This window comes from Amycolatopsis halotolerans (assembly GCF_042647905.1).
GTDB lineage: Bacteria > Actinomycetota > Actinomycetes > Mycobacteriales > Pseudonocardiaceae > Amycolatopsis > Amycolatopsis halotolerans.
In genome coordinates this window covers 255,184-276,261 of sequence record NZ_JBHRWI010000015.1, presented here as the reverse complement: position 1 = coordinate 276,261, position 21,078 = coordinate 255,184, and the positions used below count along the sequence as shown (strand labels likewise).

At 69.4% G+C, this 21,078-nt stretch carries 23 protein-coding genes; 11 read left to right on the top strand and 12 right to left on the bottom strand.

Annotation, left to right across the window (positions count from 1 at the left end; genetic code table 11):
* Positions 1-7: 7 nt before the first annotated feature.
* The 3 genes from ACFORO_RS11385 to mgtA all read right to left on the bottom strand — a co-directional run bounded on the left by ACFORO_RS11385 (position 8) and on the right by mgtA (position 5,097).
* Positions 8-1,741: an ABC transporter permease gene (locus tag ACFORO_RS11385; protein ID WP_377868516.1), complete on the bottom strand. Its 1,734-nt coding sequence runs from the start codon at positions 1,739-1,741 to the stop codon at positions 8-10.
* A gap of 3 nt (positions 1,742-1,744) precedes the next feature.
* A complete protein-coding gene (locus ACFORO_RS11380) occupies positions 1,745-2,464 on the bottom strand; it encodes an MgtC/SapB family protein (protein ID WP_377868517.1) in 720 nt (239 codons plus the stop codon).
* A 65-nt stretch (positions 2,465-2,529) separates the two neighbouring features.
* A complete protein-coding gene (mgtA, locus tag ACFORO_RS11375) occupies positions 2,530-5,097 on the bottom strand; it encodes a magnesium-translocating P-type ATPase (RefSeq protein WP_377868518.1) in 2,568 nt (855 codons plus the stop codon).
* Between the two features lie 251 nt (positions 5,098-5,348).
* On the opposite strand from mgtA, the gene ACFORO_RS11370 reads away from it, so the two are divergent.
* From ACFORO_RS11370 to ACFORO_RS11360, 3 genes are read left to right on the top strand one after another with little or no spacing between them, the layout of a single operon-like run.
* Positions 5,349-5,705 carry an ArsR/SmtB family transcription factor gene (locus ACFORO_RS11370; RefSeq protein ID WP_344276592.1) on the top strand — a complete coding sequence of 119 codons (357 nt, stop codon included), beginning with the start codon at positions 5,349-5,351 and terminating at the stop codon, positions 5,703-5,705.
* 25 nt (positions 5,706-5,730) lie between these two features.
* Positions 5,731-6,453 carry a mycothiol-dependent nitroreductase Rv2466c family protein gene (locus ACFORO_RS11365; protein WP_377868519.1) on the top strand — a complete coding sequence of 241 codons (723 nt, stop codon included), beginning with the start codon at positions 5,731-5,733 and terminating at the stop codon, positions 6,451-6,453.
* 19 nt (positions 6,454-6,472) lie between these two features.
* Positions 6,473-7,039 carry an NUDIX domain-containing protein gene (locus ACFORO_RS11360; protein WP_377868520.1) on the top strand — a complete coding sequence of 189 codons (567 nt, stop codon included), beginning with the start codon at positions 6,473-6,475 and terminating at the stop codon, positions 7,037-7,039.
* A 45-nt stretch (positions 7,040-7,084) separates the two neighbouring features.
* Here ACFORO_RS11360 and ACFORO_RS11355 read toward each other — a convergent pair whose 3' ends face one another.
* Complete coding sequence (locus ACFORO_RS11355; RefSeq protein ID WP_377868521.1) at positions 7,085-7,438, bottom strand: hypothetical protein; 354 nt, start codon at positions 7,436-7,438, stop codon at positions 7,085-7,087.
* 142 nt (positions 7,439-7,580) lie between these two features.
* On the opposite strand from ACFORO_RS11355, the gene ACFORO_RS11350 reads away from it, so the two are divergent.
* Positions 7,581-8,399 carry an alpha/beta hydrolase gene (locus ACFORO_RS11350; protein ID WP_377868522.1) on the top strand — a complete coding sequence of 273 codons (819 nt, stop codon included), beginning with the start codon at positions 7,581-7,583 and terminating at the stop codon, positions 8,397-8,399.
* A gap of 4 nt (positions 8,400-8,403) precedes the next feature.
* On the opposite strand, the gene ACFORO_RS11345 is transcribed toward ACFORO_RS11350, so the two are convergent.
* Positions 8,404-9,780 carry a helix-turn-helix domain-containing protein gene (locus ACFORO_RS11345; protein WP_377868523.1) on the bottom strand — a complete coding sequence of 459 codons (1,377 nt, stop codon included), beginning with the start codon at positions 9,778-9,780 and terminating at the stop codon, positions 8,404-8,406.
* Positions 9,781-9,963: 183 nt separating this feature from the next.
* On the opposite strand from ACFORO_RS11345, the gene ACFORO_RS11340 reads away from it, so the two are divergent.
* A complete protein-coding gene (locus ACFORO_RS11340) occupies positions 9,964-10,326 on the top strand; it encodes a hypothetical protein (RefSeq protein ID WP_377868524.1) in 363 nt (120 codons plus the stop codon).
* Positions 10,327-10,410: 84 nt separating this feature from the next.
* On the opposite strand, the gene ACFORO_RS11335 is transcribed toward ACFORO_RS11340, so the two are convergent.
* Positions 10,411-10,668: a hypothetical protein gene (locus ACFORO_RS11335; protein ID WP_377868525.1), complete on the bottom strand. Its 258-nt coding sequence runs from the start codon at positions 10,666-10,668 to the stop codon at positions 10,411-10,413.
* A gap of 45 nt (positions 10,669-10,713) precedes the next feature.
* On the opposite strand from ACFORO_RS11335, the gene ACFORO_RS11330 reads away from it, so the two are divergent.
* A complete protein-coding gene (locus ACFORO_RS11330) occupies positions 10,714-10,917 on the top strand; it encodes a hypothetical protein (protein ID WP_377868526.1) in 204 nt (67 codons plus the stop codon).
* Positions 10,918-10,931: 14 nt separating this feature from the next.
* Here the strand turns inward: ACFORO_RS11330 and ACFORO_RS11325 are convergent, their stop codons facing one another.
* Positions 10,932-11,414: a MarR family winged helix-turn-helix transcriptional regulator gene (locus tag ACFORO_RS11325; protein WP_377868527.1), complete on the bottom strand. Its 483-nt coding sequence runs from the start codon at positions 11,412-11,414 to the stop codon at positions 10,932-10,934.
* A 51-nt stretch (positions 11,415-11,465) separates the two neighbouring features.
* On the opposite strand from ACFORO_RS11325, the gene ACFORO_RS11320 reads away from it, so the two are divergent.
* Positions 11,466-11,870, top strand: coding sequence for a nuclear transport factor 2 family protein (locus tag ACFORO_RS11320; RefSeq protein WP_377868528.1), 405 nt, complete (start codon positions 11,466-11,468; stop codon positions 11,868-11,870).
* 13 nt (positions 11,871-11,883) lie between these two features.
* Here ACFORO_RS11320 and ACFORO_RS11315 read toward each other — a convergent pair whose 3' ends face one another.
* Entirely contained in the window at positions 11,884-12,741 is an 858-nt protein-coding gene (locus ACFORO_RS11315) for a sigma-70 family RNA polymerase sigma factor (RefSeq protein ID WP_377868529.1), read from the bottom strand.
* A gap of 72 nt (positions 12,742-12,813) precedes the next feature.
* Between ACFORO_RS11315 and ACFORO_RS11310 the strand changes: the two genes are divergently transcribed.
* On the top strand, positions 12,814-13,500 hold the full coding sequence (locus tag ACFORO_RS11310) for an FMN-dependent NADH-azoreductase (RefSeq protein ID WP_377868530.1): 687 nt from the start codon (positions 12,814-12,816) through the stop codon (positions 13,498-13,500).
* Here the strand turns inward: ACFORO_RS11310 and ACFORO_RS11305 are convergent.
* A complete protein-coding gene (locus ACFORO_RS11305; RefSeq protein ID WP_377868531.1) occupies positions 13,490-16,126 on the bottom strand; it encodes a glycoside hydrolase family 3 protein in 2,637 nt (878 codons plus the stop codon). The genes ACFORO_RS11310 and ACFORO_RS11305 overlap by 11 nt on opposite strands.
* Before the next feature lie 201 nt (positions 16,127-16,327).
* Here ACFORO_RS11305 and ACFORO_RS11300 point away from each other — a divergent pair, with 201 nt between their 5' ends.
* The 3 genes from ACFORO_RS11300 (at position 16,328) to ACFORO_RS11290 (ending at position 18,228) form a co-directional block, all read left to right on the top strand.
* Entirely contained in the window at positions 16,328-17,071 is a 744-nt protein-coding gene (locus ACFORO_RS11300; protein ID WP_377868532.1) for a dienelactone hydrolase family protein, read from the top strand.
* A 144-nt stretch (positions 17,072-17,215) separates the two neighbouring features.
* A complete protein-coding gene (locus tag ACFORO_RS11295; RefSeq protein ID WP_354735108.1) occupies positions 17,216-17,572 on the top strand; it encodes a hypothetical protein in 357 nt (118 codons plus the stop codon).
* A gap of 11 nt (positions 17,573-17,583) precedes the next feature.
* On the top strand, positions 17,584-18,228 hold the full coding sequence (locus tag ACFORO_RS11290; RefSeq protein ID WP_354735107.1) for a phosphate signaling complex PhoU family protein: 645 nt from the start codon (positions 17,584-17,586) through the stop codon (positions 18,226-18,228).
* On the opposite strand, the gene ACFORO_RS11285 is transcribed toward ACFORO_RS11290, so the two are convergent.
* The 3 genes from ACFORO_RS11285 to ftsW all read right to left on the bottom strand — a co-directional run bounded on the left by ACFORO_RS11285 (position 18,140) and on the right by ftsW (position 21,065).
* On the bottom strand, positions 18,140-19,345 hold the full coding sequence (locus ACFORO_RS11285) for a phosphatase PAP2 family protein (RefSeq protein WP_377896543.1): 1,206 nt from the start codon (positions 19,343-19,345) through the stop codon (positions 18,140-18,142). The two genes, ACFORO_RS11290 and ACFORO_RS11285, sit on opposite strands and share 89 nt — an antisense overlap.
* A 128-nt stretch (positions 19,346-19,473) precedes the next feature.
* Positions 19,474-19,860 carry a hypothetical protein gene (locus tag ACFORO_RS11280; protein WP_377868534.1) on the bottom strand — a complete coding sequence of 129 codons (387 nt, stop codon included), beginning with the start codon at positions 19,858-19,860 and terminating at the stop codon, positions 19,474-19,476.
* Positions 19,857-21,065, bottom strand: a complete 1,209-nt coding sequence (gene ftsW / locus ACFORO_RS11275) for a putative lipid II flippase FtsW (protein WP_377868535.1) — start codon at positions 21,063-21,065, stop codon at positions 19,857-19,859. Before ftsW ends, ACFORO_RS11280 begins: the two co-directional genes overlap by 4 nt.
* Positions 21,066-21,078: the final 13 nt, after the last annotated feature.

Below are 21,078 nucleotides of genomic sequence, written 5' to 3'. Positions count from 1 at the left end.
ATGCCTTTCAGGAAAGGGAGAACCGGCGTTCGGCGAGGCGGTACAGCCGCCGCCAGAAGAGCCGGTTGAGGCCGACGACGTACAGGCTCATCACCGCGACGCCGAGCAGGATCCGCCCGGAGTCGCCGGAGCCGGTCGCGTCGGCGATGTACGCGCCGAGACCGGTCGCGGTGAGCGTCACCCCGTTGTAGGACACGATTTCCGCGACGATGGAGGCGTTCCACGCGCCGCCCGCCGCGGTGATCCCGCCGGTGACATAGCTGGGGAAAATCGCGGGCAGCACGAGCCGCCGCCACCACAATGCCCGGGGCAGCCGCAGGTTCGCGGCTGCCTCGCGCAGGTCGTGCGGGATGGCCGAGGCGCCCGCGATGACGTTGAAGAGGATGTACCACTGCGCGCCGAGGCTCATCAGCAGGATGCCGCCCCAGTCCAAGGAAATCCCGGTCGCCACGAGCACCGCGGTGATCAGCGGGAACAGGAAGTTCGCCGGGAACGAAGCGAGCACCTGCACCACCGGCTGGGCGAGCCGCGACACGCGCGGGTTCATCCCGATCCACACGCCGATCGGCACCCATACGAGCGTCCCGACGACCACCAGGGTCACCACCCGCGCGAACGTGATCAGGCCGAGCAGGAGCACGTGGCCGATCTCGCCGTACCCGGTGGTTTCTCCGATGAACAGCACCGCGCGCACCGTGCCGTAGATGATCAGTCCGAAGACCACGACGCTGAACACGATGTCCGCGGCGCGCCGGCGAGCGGGGGAGAACCGCAGCGGGTACTCGGCGAGCCCGAAGACCGCCAGCGCGCGGTCCAGCGGGAACACCAGCTTGCCGAGCACCCGGCCGAGCAGCGTCGGGATCCGGGATCGGCGCAGCAGGTCGAGCACCAGGCTGCGGGGTGCTTCGGCGGCTTCGGAGTTCTCGATGCGGAACCGTTCCGACCACGCGGTGAGCGGTCGCCAGAACAGCACGTTCACGCCGACGACCAGGACCACCATCACGCCGACGGCCAGCAGCACCTTGCCGAGATCGCCCTCTGCGGAGGCGGTCGCGACGTACGCGCCGATGCCGGGCAGCGCGAACTTCTGGTTGTTCACGCTGAGCGCTTCGGAGGCGGTGAGGAAGAACCAGCCGCCGCCGAAGCTCATCATCCCGTTCCAGACCAGCGGGATCATGCCGCTCGGCACGTCGACGCGCCAGAATCGTTGCCAGCGCGACAGCCGCAGCAGCCGCGACGCCTCGTCGAGGTCGCGCGGCTGCGACATCAGCGAGTGGTGGAACGCGAACGTCATGTTCCACGCCTGCGCGGTGAAGATCGCGAAGATCGACGCGCATTCCAGGCCGAGCTGCGAGCCGGGGAACAGCGCGATGAACCCGGTGATCGTCACCGACAGGAACCCGAGCACCGGCACCGACTGCAGGATGTCGAGTGCGGGCAGCAGGATCTTTTCGGTGCGCCGCAGCCGGGCCGCGGCGGTCGCGTAGACGAAGGTGAACCCGACCGACAGCACGAGCGCGACGAACATCCGCAGCAGCGAACGTCCGGCGTAGTAAGGGAGTTCGGCCGGATCAGTGGACACTGTGGACGGTGCGGTCGCCGGGGTCCACGCCGTGGCGGCGCCGTGCGCGAGCCGCACGATCAGCCACAGCGCGGCGGCGGCGCCGAAGAACACCGCCACGTCGGCGATCGTGCGGCGGGGCCGGACGAGTGCGCCGCGGGTGGGGAAGGTACGCAGCATGGTCTAGTTCTCGCTGTCTTCCTCGGTGTAGGAGAGCTCGGCTTGCCAGCGCACGCTGGTCACCGACGGCTCCATGGACAGCCGGCTGACCGCCGACTCCATCTGCTTGTCGTCGCGTTGATCGGCGGACAGTTCGGCGCGCACCTGCACCTGCCCGGCGGTGTCGGTATTGGTGCTGGTGACCGATTGCAGCGCGAAATCCGTCCGTGCCAGCGCCTGCACGAGCAGCGCGCGCACGTGCGCTTCGGAATCGTCCTTGGTCACCGCCAGGAAGGTGTACTGCGTCGGGGTTTCGCGGCCGGTCACCGGACGGCGGTCGACCACCCGGCCGAGCGGGCGCAGCGCGATGTTCACCGCCATCACCACCGCGGTGCCCGCGCCCGCCGCCGTGTACAGCCCGGCTCCGGCCAGCGAGCCCACCGCGGCGGAACACCACAGCGTCGCCGCCGTGTTGAGCCCGCGCACGGTCAGCCCTTCGCGCAGAATCACGCCCGCGCCGAGAAAACCGATTCCGGAAACGATTTGCGCGGCGACCCGGGTGGGGTCGGCGCTCGCTCCGCTGAATCCGTGCGCGGACAGCAGCACGAACAGCGTCGACCCGGCCGCGACCAGGGCGTTCGTCCGCAGTCCCGCCATCCGGGCGCGGTATTGGCGTTCAAATCCGATTACTGTGCCGAGGCCCACGCCGGCGCCAAGGCGCAGCAGCATCTCCGCAGTCGTCATCTGCGCTCCCACTGGTTGTCACGAAAAGTTCAGAAAAGGGTTGGAAAAGCCTCAAAAAAGGACGGTTACCACCACGTACGTTGGCGTGCGTAGCCGCGTTTCGCTACTTGAGCTGCCAGCGCGTACCCGGCCAGGACGAGCACCAGCCACAGCAGATAGCCGGCGGGCAGCGCCTGCATCCGCAGCGGTCCGGCGAGCGGCGACAGCGGCACCAGCAGGCCGACGAGCGCGGCGGCCGCCGTGGCCAGGACGACCGGGCGGCTGGCGCGCAGGGGAGTGCCGCGACCGCGCAGGACGAGCACGACCAGCAACTGCGACAGCAGGCCCTCGACGAACCAGCCGGTCTGGAACAGCAACGGGTCCGCTCCCGCGCCGAAGACGTTCCACAGCACCGCGAACGTCGCGAGGTCGAACAGCGACGACAACGGGCCGAAGACGAGCATGAAACCGGTCAGCCCGCGGGCGTCCCAGCGGCGCGGCTTGCTGAGGTAGTCGTCGTCCACCCGGTCCCACGCGAGTGCGAGCTGAGCCAGGTCGTAGAGCAGGTTCGACACCACGAGCTGGATCGGCAGGATGGGCAGGAACGGCAGGAAGGCGCTGGCCGCGAGCACCGACAGCACGTTGCCGAAGTTCGACGCGGCGGTGATGTTGACGTACTTCAGCGTGTTGCCGAGCGTCCTCCGTCCTTCGGCCACGCCGCGGGCGAGCACGCCGAGGTCGCGTTCCAGCAGCACCAGGTCGGCGGCGTCCTTGGCCGCGTCGGTGGCGGTGTCCGGCGCGATCCCGACGTCGGCGGTGCGCAGCGCGGCGACGTCGTTGACGCCGTCGCCGACAAAGCCGACCGCGCGGCCGTTCTCCCGCAACGCGGTGACGACGCGGGCTTTGTGCGCAGGCGTGAGCTTCGCGAAAACAGTGGTGTCCTTGACGATCTCGCGCAATTCAGCGTCGTCTGCCGCTTCGACTTGGCGGCCGAGCACGACCTCGCCCACCGGGATGCCCGCCGAATCCGCGACGCGCGCGGCGACATGGCGGTTGTCCCCGGTCAGCACTTTCAGCGCGACGCCTTGCTCGCCAAGGGTTTTCACCGCGTTCACGACCCCGTCGCGGACCGGGTCGACGAATCCCACGAAACCGACGAGGATCATTTCGTTCTCGTCAGTTTCGTCAAACCCGTCGAGCCGGGCGTTGACTTCCCTCGCGGCGACCGCGAGCACCCGCATGCCGTGTTCGGCGTACGCGCGCACCAATTCGTCCGCGCCGATCCGGGCGGCATCGTCGAATTCGGTGACCACCCCGTCGCGGCGCGCGTAGCTGCAGCGCGGCAGGATCTCGTCCGGGTCGCCCTTGCTGATCAGCAGGTGCTCGCTGCCGCGCCGGACCACGACGCTGGCCCGGCGGCGCGCGTGGTCGAAGCCGATCTCGGCGACGCCGGTGAACAGCGCGTCGGTGACGAGGTCGTCCTCGCCGTCGAACAGGGTCTCGATCGCCTCGTCCAGCCGGTCGTGCCGGTCGGTCTGGAACCGCACCGCCAGCCCGGCGTACTCGGCCGCTTCGCCGTCCGGGCTGCCGGAGTAGTCGACGCTGTGCGCGTACGCGATCCGGTCCTCGGTGAGCGTGCCGGTCTTGTCGACGCACAGCACGTCCATCGCGGCGAGGTCCTGAATAGCGTTGAGCCGCTTGACAATCACCTGCCGCCGGGACAGTGCCGCCGCGCCTCGGGCGAGGTTCGTCGTGACGATGACCGGCAGCATCTCCGGGGTGAGACCGACCGCGACGGCGACCGCGAACATCCCGGCCTGCGCCCAGTCGCCGGTGACCGTGCCGTTGACCACCAGCACGATCGGCACCATCACGAGCATGAACCGCACGAGCGTCCAGCCGACGCGGCGCACCCCGGCGTCGAAGCTGGATTCCGCGCGCGGCTCGGCGGATTGCCGGGCCAGCTCGCCGAAGTAGGTGTCGCTGCCGGTCGCCGCTACGACCGCGGTGGCCGTTCCGCCGACCACCGACGTACCGGCGAACCCAAGCGCGGGCGTCTCGACGAGTTCGTGCTCCTCGTGCTTGCCCGGCTGGGGTGCCCGCTTCGCGACCGGCAGTGCCTCGCCAGACAGCGCCGACTGGTCGACCACAAAGTCTTTAGCAGCAACAATGCGGACGTCCGCCGGGATCACGTCACCAGGCCCGAGCAGCACGACGTCGCCAGGCACGAGGTCTGCCGTGGGCACCTCGCGCTCGCTGCCAGGGAATTCCGCCGCCGCGCGCCGACGCACGGTGACGGTGGTGGTGATCTGGTCGCGAACCGCGCTGATCGCGCGCTCGGACCGCGCGTGCTGCCAGTAGCGGAGACCGATGCTGAGCACGACCATCACGCCGACGGTCACCGCGCCGCGAATATCGCCGACACCGGCGAACACCAGACCCAGCGCCGTCAGCAACGCGACGAACGGGCTGCGCGCGGCGGCCCAGACGCGGACGGGCGCCCGGATCGTGCCGTCGATGCGGTTGTCGCCGAAGCGCCGCAACCGCTCGGCTGCTTCGTTCTCGGTGAGGCCTTTCGGCGAGCTGTCGAGATTCCGGAAAAGAGTGAGCACCGGCGCGTCGCCGTGGGCGCGCAGGGCGGGAAAGCGGGTCATGGTCGTCCCCCTCGAGGTCAGCTGGACGTCAGCGGACCGCGCGGGTTCTTCCGGACCTAGCTGGCTGCCGGGGTTCCCGCACGGTCGTGCCGACTACTTCCTTCGCCGGTCACCCGGCTCACCTCCTCCGCAAGACTCATCGACCGGCGCCAGCGCGCCGACCGGGGACCAGTAGAGCGCAGATCACGAAAACAGTCAAACACTTGTGCAACTGATGGGGGCTAAGTCACGCTGGGGGCCCGCCCGAGAGGATGTCCGTCGTGTCCACCCCATCCCAGCCCCCGCTAGAACCTCTCCCCGCCGACCTGCTGCAGGACGCCGCCGCGACGTTCGGCCTGCTGTCCGCGACCGTGCGGCTGCACCTGCTCTGGCTGCTGTCGCACGGGGAACGCGACGTCGGCACGCTCGCCGAGGAAACCGGCCAGACCGTGCCGACCGCCAGCCACCACCTGGGCAAACTGAAGCTCGCCGGCCTGGTCCGCGCCCGCCGCGAGGGGAAACGGCAGGTGTACGTGCTCGACGACCCGCACGTGCGGCACATCGTCCAGCTGGCCGTGCAGCACCACCAGGAGCTGTCGGGCGACGTTCGGCGGAGCAAAGGCGCTTGACCCTTCCCCGACGTAGAGTCGGGCCATGGCCGAGCTGAACTTCTACTTCGATCCGGTGTGCCCGTTCGCGTGGATGACCAGCAAGTGGGTCCGCCAGGTCGCCAGCCAGCGCTCGTACTCGGTGGACTGGCGGTTCATCTCGCTGCGCCTGCTGAACGCGCACCTGGACTACGCGACGCACTTCCCGCCGGAGTACGACGCTTCGCACACTGCGGGCTTGCGCCTGCTCCGCTTGGCGGCGGCGGTGCGCGCCTCGCATGGCCGGGAGGCTGTTGGTCCGCTTTACGAGGCGCTGGGGGAGCAGAACTTCGAGAGCGGTCTTGTTGAGGACACTGCCGAGGCTCGGGCTGCTCATGGCACGCTTTCGGCGGCTTCTGCTGCTCTGTCGCGCGTTGGTCTCGATGTGTCTCTTGCTTCTGCGGTCGATGATTCCCGGTGGGACGCCGAGATCCAGCGCGAGACTGATGAAGCGCTTTCGTTGACCGGCAAGGATGTCGGGACGCCGATCCTGCACTTCCAGCCGCCTGAAGGGGTCGCGTTCTTCGGCCCGGTGATCAGCCGGCTGCCGTCCGATGCGGAGGCGGTGGAGCTGTGGGACCACGTGGTCGGGTTGGCGAGGTTCGCCGGTTTCGCCGAGCTGAAGCGGAGTTTGCGGGAGATGCCGCAACTGCCGTCGTTCGGGGTGGCGGCGGGGGAGACCGGGGAGGAACAGGATTGGCACGGCGGGAGCCGACGCCTGAAGAAGTAAGCGGCGGTACGGTCTAGCGATGGATCCGGATCGGCCGCCTGAGGCCACCAAGTGGACGATCCATGGCGAACGCCTTGTCGACGACACCCGACGCTTGCGGCTGAGCGTCGCCTCGGTCGAACTGCCTGACGGCGTGACCTTCGAGCAGTACGTCCTGCGGATGCCGAAGGCGGCGATGATGGTGGTGCTGGACGATCCCGGCACCTCGGTGTTGATGATGTGGCGGCATCGCTGGATCTTCGACCGGTGGGTGTGGGAACTGCCCGGAGGATACGTCGACCCGGACGAGAACCCCGCGATCACGGCGGCGCGCGAGGTCGAGGAAGAGACAGGATGGCGACCGCGCACCAGCGAACCGCTGGCTTCGCTTCAGCCGAACGTCGGCGTAGCAGACAACGAAAACCTGCTGTTCCTGTCACGGGGCGCGGAGTACATCGGCGGCGACGTCGACCTCAACGAAGCGGAGCGCGTGGCTTGGATGCCGTTGTCGTCTGTGCGTGAGCGGATCGCGAAGGGCGAAATCCTCGGTGCGTCCTCGCTGGTCGGTCTGCTCCATGTGATCGCGTTTCCCCCGGCTGCGCGCTGAAGCGGCGGACTGCTGCTTGGCCGATTCTCCGGGCAACCACACGTTTCACGCATCGGCCCGCGTGACCGAACCGTCCTTGGTCACGACGTACACCTCGATGCCGAGCAGGGCGCGCAATTTCGCTGGAACCCGCAGCGTGTGCCATTTGATGGTGTCCGGTACGACGACGGCATACCGCGCGCCGGGCGTGCCGAACTCGCCCATCCGGCGCAGAATCTGGCCCCAGAGGACGTCCGCGTCGATGCCCTTCTCTTGGGTGGTGCCCTTGGCTTCCACGTGGAGCCGGTCGCCCGCTCGGGTGGCGTAGAGGTCGAGGTATCGGTCCGGGCCGGGGCCGACTGTCCAGCCGTCGTGTTCTAGCCAGGTCGCGAACGCGGCGACCACTTCGGCTTCTCTCATGACTGCCCCGCCCGGTTTCCGCCGTGTGCTCCCAGTGTTCGGTCGTGATATCTGTGGTTTGCGTTACTCCACTAGCGTTATTTCACTCCCCGAAGTCGTGAACCTGCAAGACTGGGACTTGACGACAACTCCGGGAGTGTCCATGTCGCGCGACAGCTATCGGACAGTTCGTACACCGGACGGCCTCCGCCTGGCCAGCACCCTCACCGAGCCGGACGGTCGCCAGCCGCGCCGCGCGGTGTTGCTCGTGCAAGGGGCGAGCGTCACCCGTGAGGAAGGCGGCTTCTTCACCCGCCTCGCCGAGGGCCTGGCCGAAGTCGACATAGCTTCCCTGAGAATCGATCTTCCCGGCCACGGCGAGAGTGAAGGCCGCCAAGAGGATCTCTCGCTTTTCGCCCTGCTCAACGTGATTCGCGGCAGCATCGAGCACTTGTCCGGTGCCGTCCCGGGCGTGCGGACGTCGCTCGCGGCGGCGAGTTTCTCCGGCGGTGTCGCGGCGTGCTACGCGGCCGAGCGGCCGGACGACGTCGAGCGGCTCGTTCTGTTCAACCCCCTCCTCGATTACCGCGGACGGTTCATCGAGGAGAAATCCGCGTGGTCGGCGGACGGCTACCTCAACGACAAGGAAGCCGCCGATCTCAAGGAGCGGGGCTACCTCGGGCACGGGCCTGGGTTCCGGCTCGGGCGGGCCGTGCTCAACGAGGCGTTTTGGTTCGAGGCAAGGCAAAACCTGCCCCGCATCACCGCGCCGACGCTGATCGTGCACGGCACCGAGGACACTTTCGTTCCCGTCGAGTCGTCGCGCGCGGCCGACCGGGAGCTGACCTGCGAGCACCGGCTGATCCAGCTCGAAGGCGCCCAGCACGGCTTCGCGGTGCACGACGATCCGAAGTACGCCGATCCGCGAACGCAAGCCTGGCAACGGCAAGTGATCCGCGAAGTGCAGGAATGGCTTCGCTAAGCGGTCAGCTGTTGAGTGCCTCGCGCAATTCCCGTACATCGGGACGGTTATGCCACGGCTTGAGCACTCCGACGACCCGCCGGAGTTCTTCTCTCGTGCGGCGGGAGTTCGTTTCCGCCGCGCGATGAGCGGAGGCGAGGCCGGTTTTGGCGGCTTGGTCCGGTTCGCCGGAAAGGGCGAGCGAGTTCGCCATGAGGGACAGGAAGAACCCGTAGTCGCGACGGGAGAATTGGGTTTCCTTCAACGTCTTCTCGTACAGTTCGACCGACCGCCGCGGCTCGCCCGCTTCGGTGTAGCAGATGGCGGTTTGCATATTCAGGAGAGTCGCGTTGAAGTGCGCGCCCAGCGGCGATTCGATCGGCCCGGCGTCGCCGAGCAGTTTCCAGGCGACGTCGAGTTTCCGGTTTACCTGGTCGGCCGACGCGCCGAGCATCGCCTCCGCGCGGGCTTCCTGCTGGGCGGCCTCGGCCTGGAGCCGCTGCGGCAGTGACCAGGGGCCTTTGCGCACCGCCCGGGTGAGGATGAGCATCCGCCGCGGGTCGCGTTCGTCGTAGGCGACCTGGGCTTTTTTGAGCAGAATGTAGCCCTGCATCGTATTGTCGCCCGCCGCCTGCGCCCATTCCATCGCGCGGTCGTGCCAGTACAGCGAGTCTTGCATCTGCCGCCGGTCGCGGTAAAGCCATCCGGCGAACTCCGCGCCTTCGGAACCGATTTGCAGAAGGTCCCGCTGATCCTCGGCGGTCGCGTCGCGGGCGATGCGGTCGATGATGTCGAGCACGCCGAGCGTCATCGGAAGCGTTTTGGCCGGACCGCGTTCGCCGTCCTCGTATTTGTACTGGTCGAGCTGTCTGCGGAAATAGTGCGTGACGGTTTTGTCCATGTACCGCCGGGGATTCTCCAGCGCTCGCGCGACGTGCTCGGCGCCGCCTATTCCCAGCGCGGGCAAAGCCGCGACCGGCAGGCCGTTCTTGAGCAGTGAGCGGCGACTGAGCGGGCTCATGACGTCCCATTCTGTGGTCGGAACCGCTGGCGGGGCCGCGTCGCCGAGAGCGGGCACGAGCCGGCCGAGGACGCTGGCCCCGACCGTGGCCCGGTCCAGCGGCAGCGCGACCGGCCGCCCGTCGACGATGACGGGGAGCAGCACGCTCGGCGGCCCCCGGAGGTCCGCGGGCGTGCCTTCCCGGAGCAGCTCCTCCAGCCGGGCGGGGCTGATGCGCAGAAGCCGGGCGAGCCGGTCGCGCCGGTGCGGACGGGGCTCGGACCGGCCGGATTCCCACGCCCGGATGCTCTTTTCGTCCGCGGGGAGCAGCGCGGCGAGCTTTTCTTGCGTCAGGTTCGCCGCTTTGCGCGCCCGGACAAGACCTTCTCGCCGTTCGCCCATGGGCGACACTCCTTCGCCACGAACCGGGGTCGTCAGATTACCGCAGGTCACTGTGTGCGGGGCAAGGCAAGTCGCTCGGTTGCCGCCCGCTTTTCTCCCGGTTTGCTGGCTGGTCCAGGCCACTGGACCGCTCCATGGTGGTGGGGCACGCGAAGACACTTCCGAAGCCGAGAGGTGCATCGCATGAAGGCAGCAGAGATGCTCGGCGAGGCGACCCGCACAGGTCATCCGGCAGTGGTCATCGTGTGTTGTGTGCTCCTGCTGCTGGTACTGCTCTCGATGTGGCTGTGGCGGGCGCGCCGCCCGATCCCGCCGCCGCGCGGACGGCTGACGGTCCGCGACATCAAGGCCCGGCTGGACTACGAGGTCCAGGCCGGGATCGAGGAAGCCCGCCTGGCCGAGTTCCGCCGGACGGCCGAGGCGATGGCCGCCGAACGCGCCGAGGAGGACACCGAGGTCATCCCGAAAGTCGAGGACACCGTCGTCTTCCCGGAGGTCGGGAAACCGCGAAAAGGGGAGAAACCCGATAAAGCTCGGTGCGGTTAGGAGCGTCCCGCCCATCGCTCACCGCACCGTTATGCCTGCCCCAGCCTGGCGCGGCACGCCACCTCCCCTGGGCTGGGGCAGGCCTCATCCGTTCAGCGCCACCGGGCGTGCCGTGGCGCGGGCGTAGTCGGCGAAGGAGACCGGCGGCCGGCCGGTGATCCGCTGGAGATCGTCGGTCACATCGGCGGCACAGTCGTTGCGGATGCCTTCGTACATGGCGGCGTAGAAGTCGGCGACCTGACCGGGAGTGCCCCCGCCGAGCAGGGCTTCGCGGAATTCGCCCGGGTCCATCACCTGGTACCGCACCGGTCTTCCCGCGGCGTCGCCCACGATCGCGGCCATGTCCGAAAAGGACAGTGAATGGGGTCCGGTCAACGAGCAGGTCCGGTGCCGATGCCCGCCCTGGGTCAGCCCGGCTGCGGCGACGGCGTCTACGGCAGGGCGCTGCTGCGCGCCCCGTGGGGCATCGGGTTCGGCTACGACTCGGAATTCGCGTTCGCGCGGGCTTTCGAACGGGTCGTCGGGCACGCCCCCGGTCGGTATCGCGCGATGCGCCATCGCGAGGAGGGCGCTACGGGCACGCGGCGATGACTCATGCTGTCCGCCTATTCGCCGGGCAGGGCGGCACGACGCGCGATCACGTCCGCGGTTCCGCCGGTCACGTCGAGCAGGCGTGCCAGGGCTAGCCGGGCCGCTTCGGCCGCGTCCTTGCCCGTGGATCTCGTCAGCCGCTCGTCCAGCTGCTTCCGGATCCGGCGGCTGTCGTTGATGAGCTGCCAACCGCGGTCGGTGAGCTGGGCGCGTCGCACTCGGCTGTCGGCGGGATCCGGCACTCTCTCGACGTAGCCGAGCCGCTCCAGTTCGAGAAGGTGCTTCGAGGCCGCCTGCTGGGTGACGCCGAGAAGGCCGGCGAGTTCGGAGACTGTGGGCGCGCGGTCGATGAGGTGCTGGACGACGTATCCGTGGGAGTTGCGCACGCCGGGGTGGCCCGCTTCGTGCAACTCGGCCAGGATCGCCCGGTTCGCGGAACTGCCCGCCAGCCAAGCGAGAGTGGTGAGGTCGATTTCGGCCAGGTCCAGTCGGGTCACGGCGTCCACCATGCAATTGACAACCAAGGTTGTACAACTATAGTTGTTCTTATGGCCGACGACCCGGTTGCCCTCGCGACCTCCCTGCTGCGGGCACTTGAAGCCGGGCAGTGCGGCGAGGATCTCCGGAAGCACTTCGCTCCGACGGCGTCGACCGTCGAGCATCCGAACCGGCTCAAACCCGAGGGTGCCCGCGCGAACCTGGACCAGATGCTCGCGGCGTCGGAGGCCGGTGCCGGGTTGATGTCCAGCCAGCGGTACGACGTGCGCTCGGCCGTGGCGGCAGGGGGCACGGCGATCCTTCGCCTCACGTGGAGCGGGGTGATCGCGCGTGACGCGGGCCCTTTCCGTCGCGGCGACGAACTCGTCGCGCACATCGCCCAATTCGTCGAGACCGCCGACGGCGTGATCGCTTCAATCGAGACCTTCGACTGCTACGAACCATTCGACCTTTAAAGTGTATAACGCCCTATACGGCCTCGCGGGGGAGCGCGGCGATCTCCATCCCCGCCAACCGCTCGGCACTCACCACCACTTCATACGCCTGGAGCAAACCGCCCCGAACCTCGATCTTGAGCACCCCCACCAGCCGCCCAGCCGGAGCGAGCACCAGCCCGACATCCCCGTCGATCAGGGCCAGTTCGGCCAGCCGCGCGTTCCCCGCGAACAACTTCGTCCCCCGCGCAACCTCATCCGCCCCGCGCAACACCGCAGCAGCACCCGGTGGCAGCATCGCCGGATCGGTGACCCGGACGACATCCGGAGCCAGCACAGTAAGCAGCGTCGCCATATCCCCGCCGCGAGCCGCTGACAAGAACGCCGTCACTACTTCCCGATGCTCGGCCAGCTCCGCGGCAGGCACGGCAGGCTCCCCGCGCACCCGCAACCGCGCGCGGCTGGCGAGTTTCTTCGCGGTAGCGGGCGTCCGGTCGAGGATCGGGCCGACCGCGTCGAACGGCACCGCGAACAGGTCGTGCAGCACGAAGGCCACTCGTTCGGGCGGGGCCAGCCGGTCCAGGACCACCAGCAGCGCGCGTCCGACCTCCCCGGCCAGCAGGATCTCGTCCTCGGGAACAGTGCCGCCGGCGGCATCGGGCACGGACGAGACCGGCGTTTCCCGGCGGGCGCGCAGCACGTCCAGGCACAGCCGTGACACGACGGTGGTCAGCCACCCGCCGAGGTTGTCGACGCCGGACGACCGGCCCAAGCGCAGCCACGACTCCTGCACGACGTCCTCGGCCTCGGCCGCGTTGCCCAGCATGCGGTAGGCCAGCGCGTGCAGCCGCGGGCGCTCGTTTTCGAAGCGTCGCGCCAGTGCGTCGTCCATCGGTCACCTTTTCCCGTCTCGATCCGTCATGGGAGTGCCGGCCCGAGGACCAAGGACGAGGAGAGGAACCGGATGACCGTCATGCTAGCGCCCCTGCTGCACGTCGATTCGAGCGCCGACCGCGAGGCGTCGGTGAGCAGGCAGCTGGGCACGTTGTTCGCCGACGAGTGGCGCAGAGGCGGCGGAACCGTGCGCCACCGCGACGTTTCCGCTGATCCAGTACCGCCGCTGAGGGAGGCGTACGCGCGGCTCGGCCGCCGAGTGGAACGCAAAGGCGTGCTGTCGCTGGAAGACATCGCGGCACTGATCGCGGACGACGACGAACAGCGCGAATGGGACCTGACCCTGCCGCTGGTCAACGAGGTGCGCGAGGCCCGCGTGGTGCTGCTCGGCGTGCCGATGTACAACTTCGGCGTCCCGGCGACGCTCAAGGCGTGGATCGACCGGATCAGCTTCCCAGGCGTGTTCGCCGACCCGGAGACCGGCCGGAAACTGCTGGCGGACAAGGACTTCGTGGTCGTCAACGCGCGAGGCGGCGGGTACGGCCCGGGCGCGCCGCGCGAGAAGTTCGAGTTCCAGGAGTCGTATCTGCGCGCTTACCTCGGCGACAAAGGCGTCGAGCGGCTGACGTTCGTGGCCCAGGAGTTCACCCGCGTCGGCGACGTTCCGGCGCTGGACGGGCTCGAAGACCTGGCCGCCGCGTCGCGCGCGGCGGCCAGGTCCAGGGTCGTGGAAACCGCCCAGCGGCTCATCCGGTGAGGTCGGAGCACTTCCGCGCGTCCGGATCCTTCGCCCCGCCCGGCGACCACCGCACGTTCGCGAACGACGCCGAGAACGCGCCGTCGGTGTAGACGAGGAACGGCGTGTCGACGCTCTCGAAGTCCAGCCCGCTCGCGAAGCAGGACAACGGGATCTTCACCGTCGACTTCTGCCCGGCAGGCAGATCGCCGAACAGCTTCGTCGCGTTGACCTCGGACGAGCACGGGTAGACGCAGTGCAGGCTGACCACCGTCCGGTTGACCGGCGGCGAGTGCACGATCACGTCGAACTCGAGCGCGCCGTCGGCATTGAGGTACCCGCGCAGATCGTCGGTGCCGCCGGGATGCTGTGAGTACAGCTGCGCCGCGCCGGTGCCGGTCCACGTCGCTTTCAGGCCGTCGCCCTGGACGTTGACGTCGGCCGGCACCACGTTGATCTCGGGGTGCGACGCAGTGCCGTCGGGACCGATCTCGGTGCCGCCCCAGTTCGCCGCCGAACCGATAAAACTCTTGTACGGCGCGACATCCGTGCGGTCGTAGATCGGCAGGTCCTCGGTGGCGGTGCCGCCGCCTCCGGTCGATCCGCAGCGGGCCGGGCCTTCGGTTTCGTCGAGCTTGCCGACGGTGGTCCGCTGGTGCGAGGTGAGGCCGTAGCCGAGCGCGAACAGCGGGTCGTAGCCGGGACTCCACGGGTTGAGTGGCGTCTGGCACGCGCTCTTCGGCCACGAATAGGACAGCTTGCCGTGGTATCCGCCGCGATCCTTGCCGCGCACCAGCATGTCCGCGACTCCGCCGCCCTCAGTGCCCGGCAGCCACGCGGCGACGAACGCGTCGGAACGGTTGAGCTCCTTGTTGACGTACAGCGGACGCCCGCTGACATACACAGTCACCACCGGAATGCCCTTGCCGCTGACTTTGTCCAGCAGCGCAAGGTCTTCCGGATACAGCTTCGCCGCTTCAAGGCTCTTCCGCTGCAGATCGCCGACGCCTTCCGCGTACGGAGTCTCGCCGACGACAGCGATGACAGCGTCGTAACCCTTCGGATCGACGGTGCCAGTGGGATCGAAGGTGACGTTCGCGAGATCCTCCTTGAGCCCGGCGAGGATCGAAGTGGCGCCGGGGAAGTCCGCGTTGGTGTTCCCGGTGCCCTGCCAGGTCAGCGTCCAGCCGCCGGTCTGGTTCTGAATGCTGTCCGCGCTCTTGCCGACCACGAGCACCTTCGCGTTGCGCGCCAACGGAAGCACGTTGCCGTTGTTCTTCAGCAGTGTCTGCGACTTGCGCACCGCTTCGCGAGCGAGCGCCTTGTCCGTGAGCGCGTCCGACGAACCGGCGTACCAGCGCTGCGACGGCTTGCGTTCCTCGAACAGCCCGGCGCGCAACTTCACTCGCAGGATCCGGGTGACCGCGTCGTCGATGCGCGACATCGGGATCTCGCCGCCGCGCACCTGCGCGACCGTGTTCGCGATGAAGGCCTTCCAGTCGTTCGGCACCATCACGACGTCGAGGCCGGCGTTGATCGCGCGCGGGCAGCTGGCGTTGGTGCAGCCGTCCACCTGGCCGATGCCGTTCCAGTCCGACACGACCAGGCCGTCGAAGCCCATCTTGCCCTTGAGGATCTGGTTGAGGACCTTGTCGCTGCCGTGGATCTTGCCCTCGTTGATGCCGAGGTCGGGGTTGGTCCAGCTGTTGAACGACGCCATGACCGTCTGCGCGCCCGCGGCGAGCGCGCCGTAGTAGCCCTGGCCGTGGAGGTTGATCATGTCCGCTTCAGAGGAAGCGTTGACACCCTGGTCCTGGCCGTTGGTGGTGCCGCCGTCGCCGATGAAGTGCTTGGCGGTGCCGATGACGCCGTTCGGCCCGATCCGCAGCCGCGCACCGGCCTGCAGGCCGTTCATGGCCTCGTATCCGTAGGCGCGCGTGATGCGCGGATCCTCGGAGAAGCCTTCGTAAGTACGGCCCCAGCGGTCGTCCTGCACGACGGCGAGGGTCGGCGCGAACGCCCAGTCCTGGCCGGTCGAGCGGATCTGCCGCGCGGTGGAGTTCTCGACGTCGCGCACCAGGCACGGGTCGTGCGCCGCACCGAGCGCGATGTTCTGCGGGAAAACGGTGGAGCTGTACACATTGTTGTTTCCGTGCACGGCATCTATGCCCCAAATTACCGGAATCTTTGTCCTCGTGGCCTTCGCCGCGTCCCAATAGGAATCCGCGAGCCTGAGCCAATCCTGCTGGCTGGCGTGTTTGTTCCCGCCCGGCCACGAGCCGCCGCCGTTGAGCACGGACCCGATGGAGTACTGCGTGACCTCGGCCGGGGTGATCGCGGCGATCTCGGGCTGGGTCATCTGGCCGACCTTTTCCTCCAGCGACATGCCGGAGACGATCTGCTTGATCCGCCATTCGTCGACCGGGTTCCGCGGCATCGCGCTGCGCACCTTCGGCCAGTCGGCCAGCTCGGGCAGCGAGTTTTCGATGCGGGCACAGCCGTTCCGGTCCAGCGCGGGCGGGCCGAGGTCCGGCTGGCGCGGGGGAGCGGCGTGCGCGGCCTGGGCGGGGACGAGCCCGCCGAGGAGGACGAGCGCGGCGAGGGCGACCCGGTTCCGGGCGCGCGGGGAGCGAGGAGGTCTGGCCATCGACAGTCCGTTCTGCGGAGGGCGGCCCGGAGCGGGCCCGGTGATCCTGACCGGGCAAACCGGACTCCGTCAATCCGCCGACCGCAGTGGTTCAGTCCATTGACCGGACAGGAAACGGGACATTCGCGGGGCGCGGCGGCCCGTTGCCGGACGGGGATAGATTGATCGCGAAGGCACTGAATTCAAGGGAGGACAAAGCGGATGCGCAAGGAAAAGCCAGACGTTCCGGCCGCCGACGGGACCGCGGACGCGTACCTGGCCGTGCCGGACGGCGGGCCGCATCCCGGGGTGCTGCTCTTCCCGGACGCGTTCGGGCTGCGGCCGCGGATCGAGGAGATGGCCGACCGCATCGCCGAGGCGGGCTACGCCGTGCTGGCGCCGAACCTGCTCTACCGCGGCGGCCGGACGCCGCTGGTGGACCTCGCCGCGCTGGAGGACCCGGAGCGGCGCGGCGAGGTCTTCGGCAAGCTGATGCCGCTGATCGAGGCGTTGGACACCGACGCGATCACCCGCGACGCGGAGAAGTACCTCGACTGGTTCGCCGCGCAGGACGGCGTCGCCGAGGGGCCGGTCGTGATCACCGGCTACTGCATGGGCGGCACGAACGCGCTGCGCGTGATCGAGGCGTTCCCGGACCGGGTCAAGGCGATCGCGTCGTTCCACGGCGGACGTCTCGCGACCGACCAGCCGGACAGCCCGCACCTGCGGGTCGGGTCGATCACCGGCGAGGTGTACTTCGGGCACGCCGACCAGGACCCGTCGGCCACCGCCGAGCAGATCAAGGCGCTGGAGCACGCCCTCGACGAGGCAGGCGTGACCTACCGGTCGGAGGTCTACGAGGGCGCGTCGCACGGCTTCACGATGTCGGACACGGCGGCGTACCACGCCGACGGCGAGAAGCGGCACTGGGAGAACCTGTTCGGGCTCCTGGAGCGGGTGCGCTGACCTGCCGGTGAGCGACACCGCGCAACAGCCGGCTTGCTGTCCGTGAAGGGCTCCTTGCGGGAATCAGATTCCCGCAAGGAGCCCTTCACGGCACGCGGCCGGGCCCTGCGCGCGGAATCGGCGGCGGCCGTTTACGCTGGCCGCATGGCCGAAGGTGCGCTGTGCCGCGAACCGGTGGAGCTGACCGGGCGCGAGCGCTCGGTCCTGCGGAGCGTCGCGGTCCGCGGGACGGAGCCCGAGCTGTTCTGCGAGCTGGAGGCCGGGCACGGCCACGAGCACGCGACCCAGGTCGGCGGACGCGGCGAGGAGCCGCTGATGTGGCTGCGCTGGTGGCCCGGCCGCCGCGTGCTGGAGACCCGCGCGCTGTGCGGCGCGGAGTCCGACGAGGGCGTGTTCTGCCGGGTGCCCGGCGGGCACGAAGGCAGCCACAGCTACGAGCTGGCCGAGCCCGAGGAGGCCTGGCCGCTGGCCGACGCGGGCCTGTCCGTCGGCCGCCGGTAAAGTCGCTCGACATGCGCGAAGGCTTCCAGGACGACCTGAAACAGCTCGACGGGCGTCTGGCGGCGATGGCCGAGGCGGCCGCCGAGGCGATGCGCCGGGCCACCCGGGCACTGCTGACCACGGACTTGCCGCTCGCCGAACAGGTGCTCAGCGGCGACGCCGACCTCGACGACGAGCGTGCCGCGTGCGAGGACGAGGCGTATTCGCTGCTCGCCCTGCAGGCCCCGGTGGCGGGCGACCTGCGCGCCGTGCTGGCCGCGGTGTACTGCGCGGAGAAGCTCGAGCGGATGGGCGACCTCGCCGCGCACGTCGCGGGCACCGCCCGGCGCGGCCACCCGGACCCGACCGTGCCCGCCGACCTGGAGCCGGTGTTCGCCGAGCTCGGCGAGGTCACCTCGGCGATGGCCGAGCGGCTCGCCGACCTCGTGCACGGCGAGGCCCGCGGCGGCTACGCCGAACTGAGCCGCGCCGACGAGCGCGTGGACGCGCTGCACGCCCAGGTGATGGCGACGGTCACCGCGCCGGACTGGACGCAGGACCAGCGGATCGCGGTCGCGCTGAGCCTGCTCACACGTTTCTACGAGCGTTTCGCCGACCAGGCGGTGTCGGTCGCGAAGCGCCTGGAGTTCGCCGCGACGGGCGATCTCCCGGGCTGACCTCCGGCGGCGGACCGGCCGGAGCCTGGTTCGACGGCCGCGGCGGCGAACCGGCGCCGCGGGATTGCGGCGGACCGGCCGGACGGGGCTGTTGCGAGCGCGCCGGACGGGCAGGCGGCTGCGCGGGCGGACGGCCCGGATTCTGCGGCGGCGCGTCGGCCGGACGCGGCTGCGGTTCCGCGGTGCGCATCGGCTGCGAATCCTGCCGCGGGCGTGCCGGACGGGGTTGCGGCTCGGCGGTACGGATCGGTTGCGAGTTCTGCCGCCGCGGCGGTGGACTCCCTGCGACGCGGCCTTCCGGCTGCGGATTCCGCGGACGGACCGGGCGGCCGCTGCCGTCCCGAGGCGCTGAATCGGCGCGCGGCCCACGCGGGGGCAGAGAACCGGCGGGCGCGTCCTCAGAACGAACCGGCGCGGCATCGACGTCCCTGCTGTCCGGACGACCACCGCGAGGTCCCCGAGCCTTCTTCTTCTCAGCCGGAGGAAGCACCGTCGTCGCCTGCGCACCTTCCGGCGCGACACCCAAGAGCCCGAACGGCACCTTCCCGGCGAACCGCCGCACGAGCCCGGCCGCCGGAGCAAGCGCGTACCGCTGCAGCAGCAACGACATCCCGGCCCCGAGCGCGAGCCCGATCAGCACGTCGTGCGGATAGTGCGCCCCGACGAAGACACGCGAGAAGCCCATCGTTGCCGCGAAGGCCGCGAGCCACGGCGCGCCCTTGCGCCACGCGAAGGCCCCGCCGAGCGCGACGGCGGCCGCGATGGTCGAGTGGTTGCTGGGGAACGACCAGTCGCCCGGCGGCGGGCACACGCCGACGATCGCCTCCGGCGGAAGTCCCCGGCACGGCCGCTGCTCGTGCACGAAGGCCTTCACGATCTCGCTGAGCACGTACGCCACCACCGTGGCCGCCGGGACCAGCAGCGCCGCCGCCATCCGCTCGGGCGAGCCGGTCGGGCGCGCCCGCCACCAGAGCCAGGCGAAGAACGGCGCCACGAGGACCAGGCCGTAGGACGTGTACGCCAGCACGAGAGACTGCACCCAGCCCGGCATCGCCTGGGCGAAATGGGTGATCGCGTCGTACGTCTCGCTGCTGGAAGCTCCGGCCGTGGTCGCCATACAACCCCTCTCCGGTCCGCCGGTTCGCCTGGCGGCCATCTCGCGTTCACCCGAAGGTCACGAGCGTACCGAGCGGCGGAGAAGAGTTCGCGACGCCCCGTGAGTCCGCGGGGACTCTCCGGGACGGATCAGGAGTCGGTGGTGTGCTTGCAGGTCACCGGCTTGCCGGGAGCGGGGGCGCTCGCCGTGGCGAGTTCCTTCTTCTTGTCCAGCAGGATCCGGCAGCGCAGGGTCGCGGCGGTCGACGGCGTCGCGGTGACCGAGGCGTCCTGTCCGGCGCTGACCACGACGTCCTGTTTCCACGGCAGCCCGAGCGGGCCGGCGAGCTGGTGCGGCGCGACCTTGTCCTCGTAGCGGTTGCCCGATTCGCCGTAGGTGACGCCGGTGGCCGTGGTCTGCTGGTCGGAGGTGACCTCGTAGGTGATCGCCCACGACTTGCCGGTCGGGTTGGAGCACGCGGCGAGGCCCGCGAGCGCGACGGCCGCGAAGGTAGCGGAGAGTGCCTTCTTGATCACGCTCGGACTGTACCGGAGGCCTTCTTCGGCAGCCCGGCGAGGAACGTCCGCGCGGCCGGTTCCTCGCGCGCGGCCTGGGCGAGGATGCCGAACTGCAGCATGGTGACCACGAGCGACGTCCCGCCCGCGGATACCAGCGGCAGGGTCACGCCGGTCACCGGCAGCGCGCCCGCGACGTAGCCGATGTTGATCAGCGCCTGCGCCACCAGCAGCAAGGTCGTCGTCCCGGCGACGAGCCGCACCCACGGATCGGTGACCCGGGACGCGGTGCGCAGGCCGATCACCGCGAGGTAGCCGAACAGCCCGAGCACCAGGAGACAGCCGGCGAAGCCGAGTTCCTCGCCGACGAGCGCGAAGACGAAGTCGTTCTGGACGTCCGGCAGATAGCTCCACTTCGCCGCGCCCCGGCCGAGGCCGACGCCGAACCAGCCGCCGTCGGCGAGGGCGTATTGCGCCTGCTGCGCCTGGTAGCCGCTGCCGCTCGAATCGGGGTTCGGCGAGAGAAAAGAAAGGATGCGCGCGAGCCGGTAACTGGCGAAAAGGGCGAGTACGACGATTCCGACGACGCCGCCGGCGAGAATGGCGGCGAACAAGCGTTTCGGCGCGCCGGCGAACCACAGCAAACCCAGGGTGATCAACGCGAGCGTGACCGTGCCGCTGAGATTCGGCTGGGCCAGCAACAGTGCGCACAACGCGAGCGTCACCGGGATCAGCGGCACCAGCAGATGCCGCCAATGGTGCAGCACCCGCTGTTTCGACACCAGCAGGTGCGCGCCCCAGAATACCAGCGCGACCTTCGCGATTTCCACTGGCTGCAAGGTGATCGGCCCGGCGGCGAGCCAGCGTTGCGCGCCGCCGTGGTCGGAACCGAGCGGGGTCAGCACGAGAAGCAGCAGCACGACCGCGGCGGCGAGCGCGGGGGTGGCTGCCTTGCGCATCCGGGAAAACGGGATGCGCAGGCCGAGCACGAAGGCGACCGCGCCGAGCGCGACGAAGGTCAGATGGCGGAAAAAGGCTTGGTACACCCCGGTTCCCGCGGTCGGGTTGGCCGCGGCGGCCGAGGACGACAGCGCCATCACCGCGCCGAGCAGCGTCAGCAGCGCCCAAATCGCGGTGATGATCCGGAACGACGCGAGCGGATGCGCGAAGAACTGTCCGATTGCGTGCCGTGCGGGTTTGCTGTCCCGTTCGGTTGGCGACTCCACAGCGGAAGAGTGT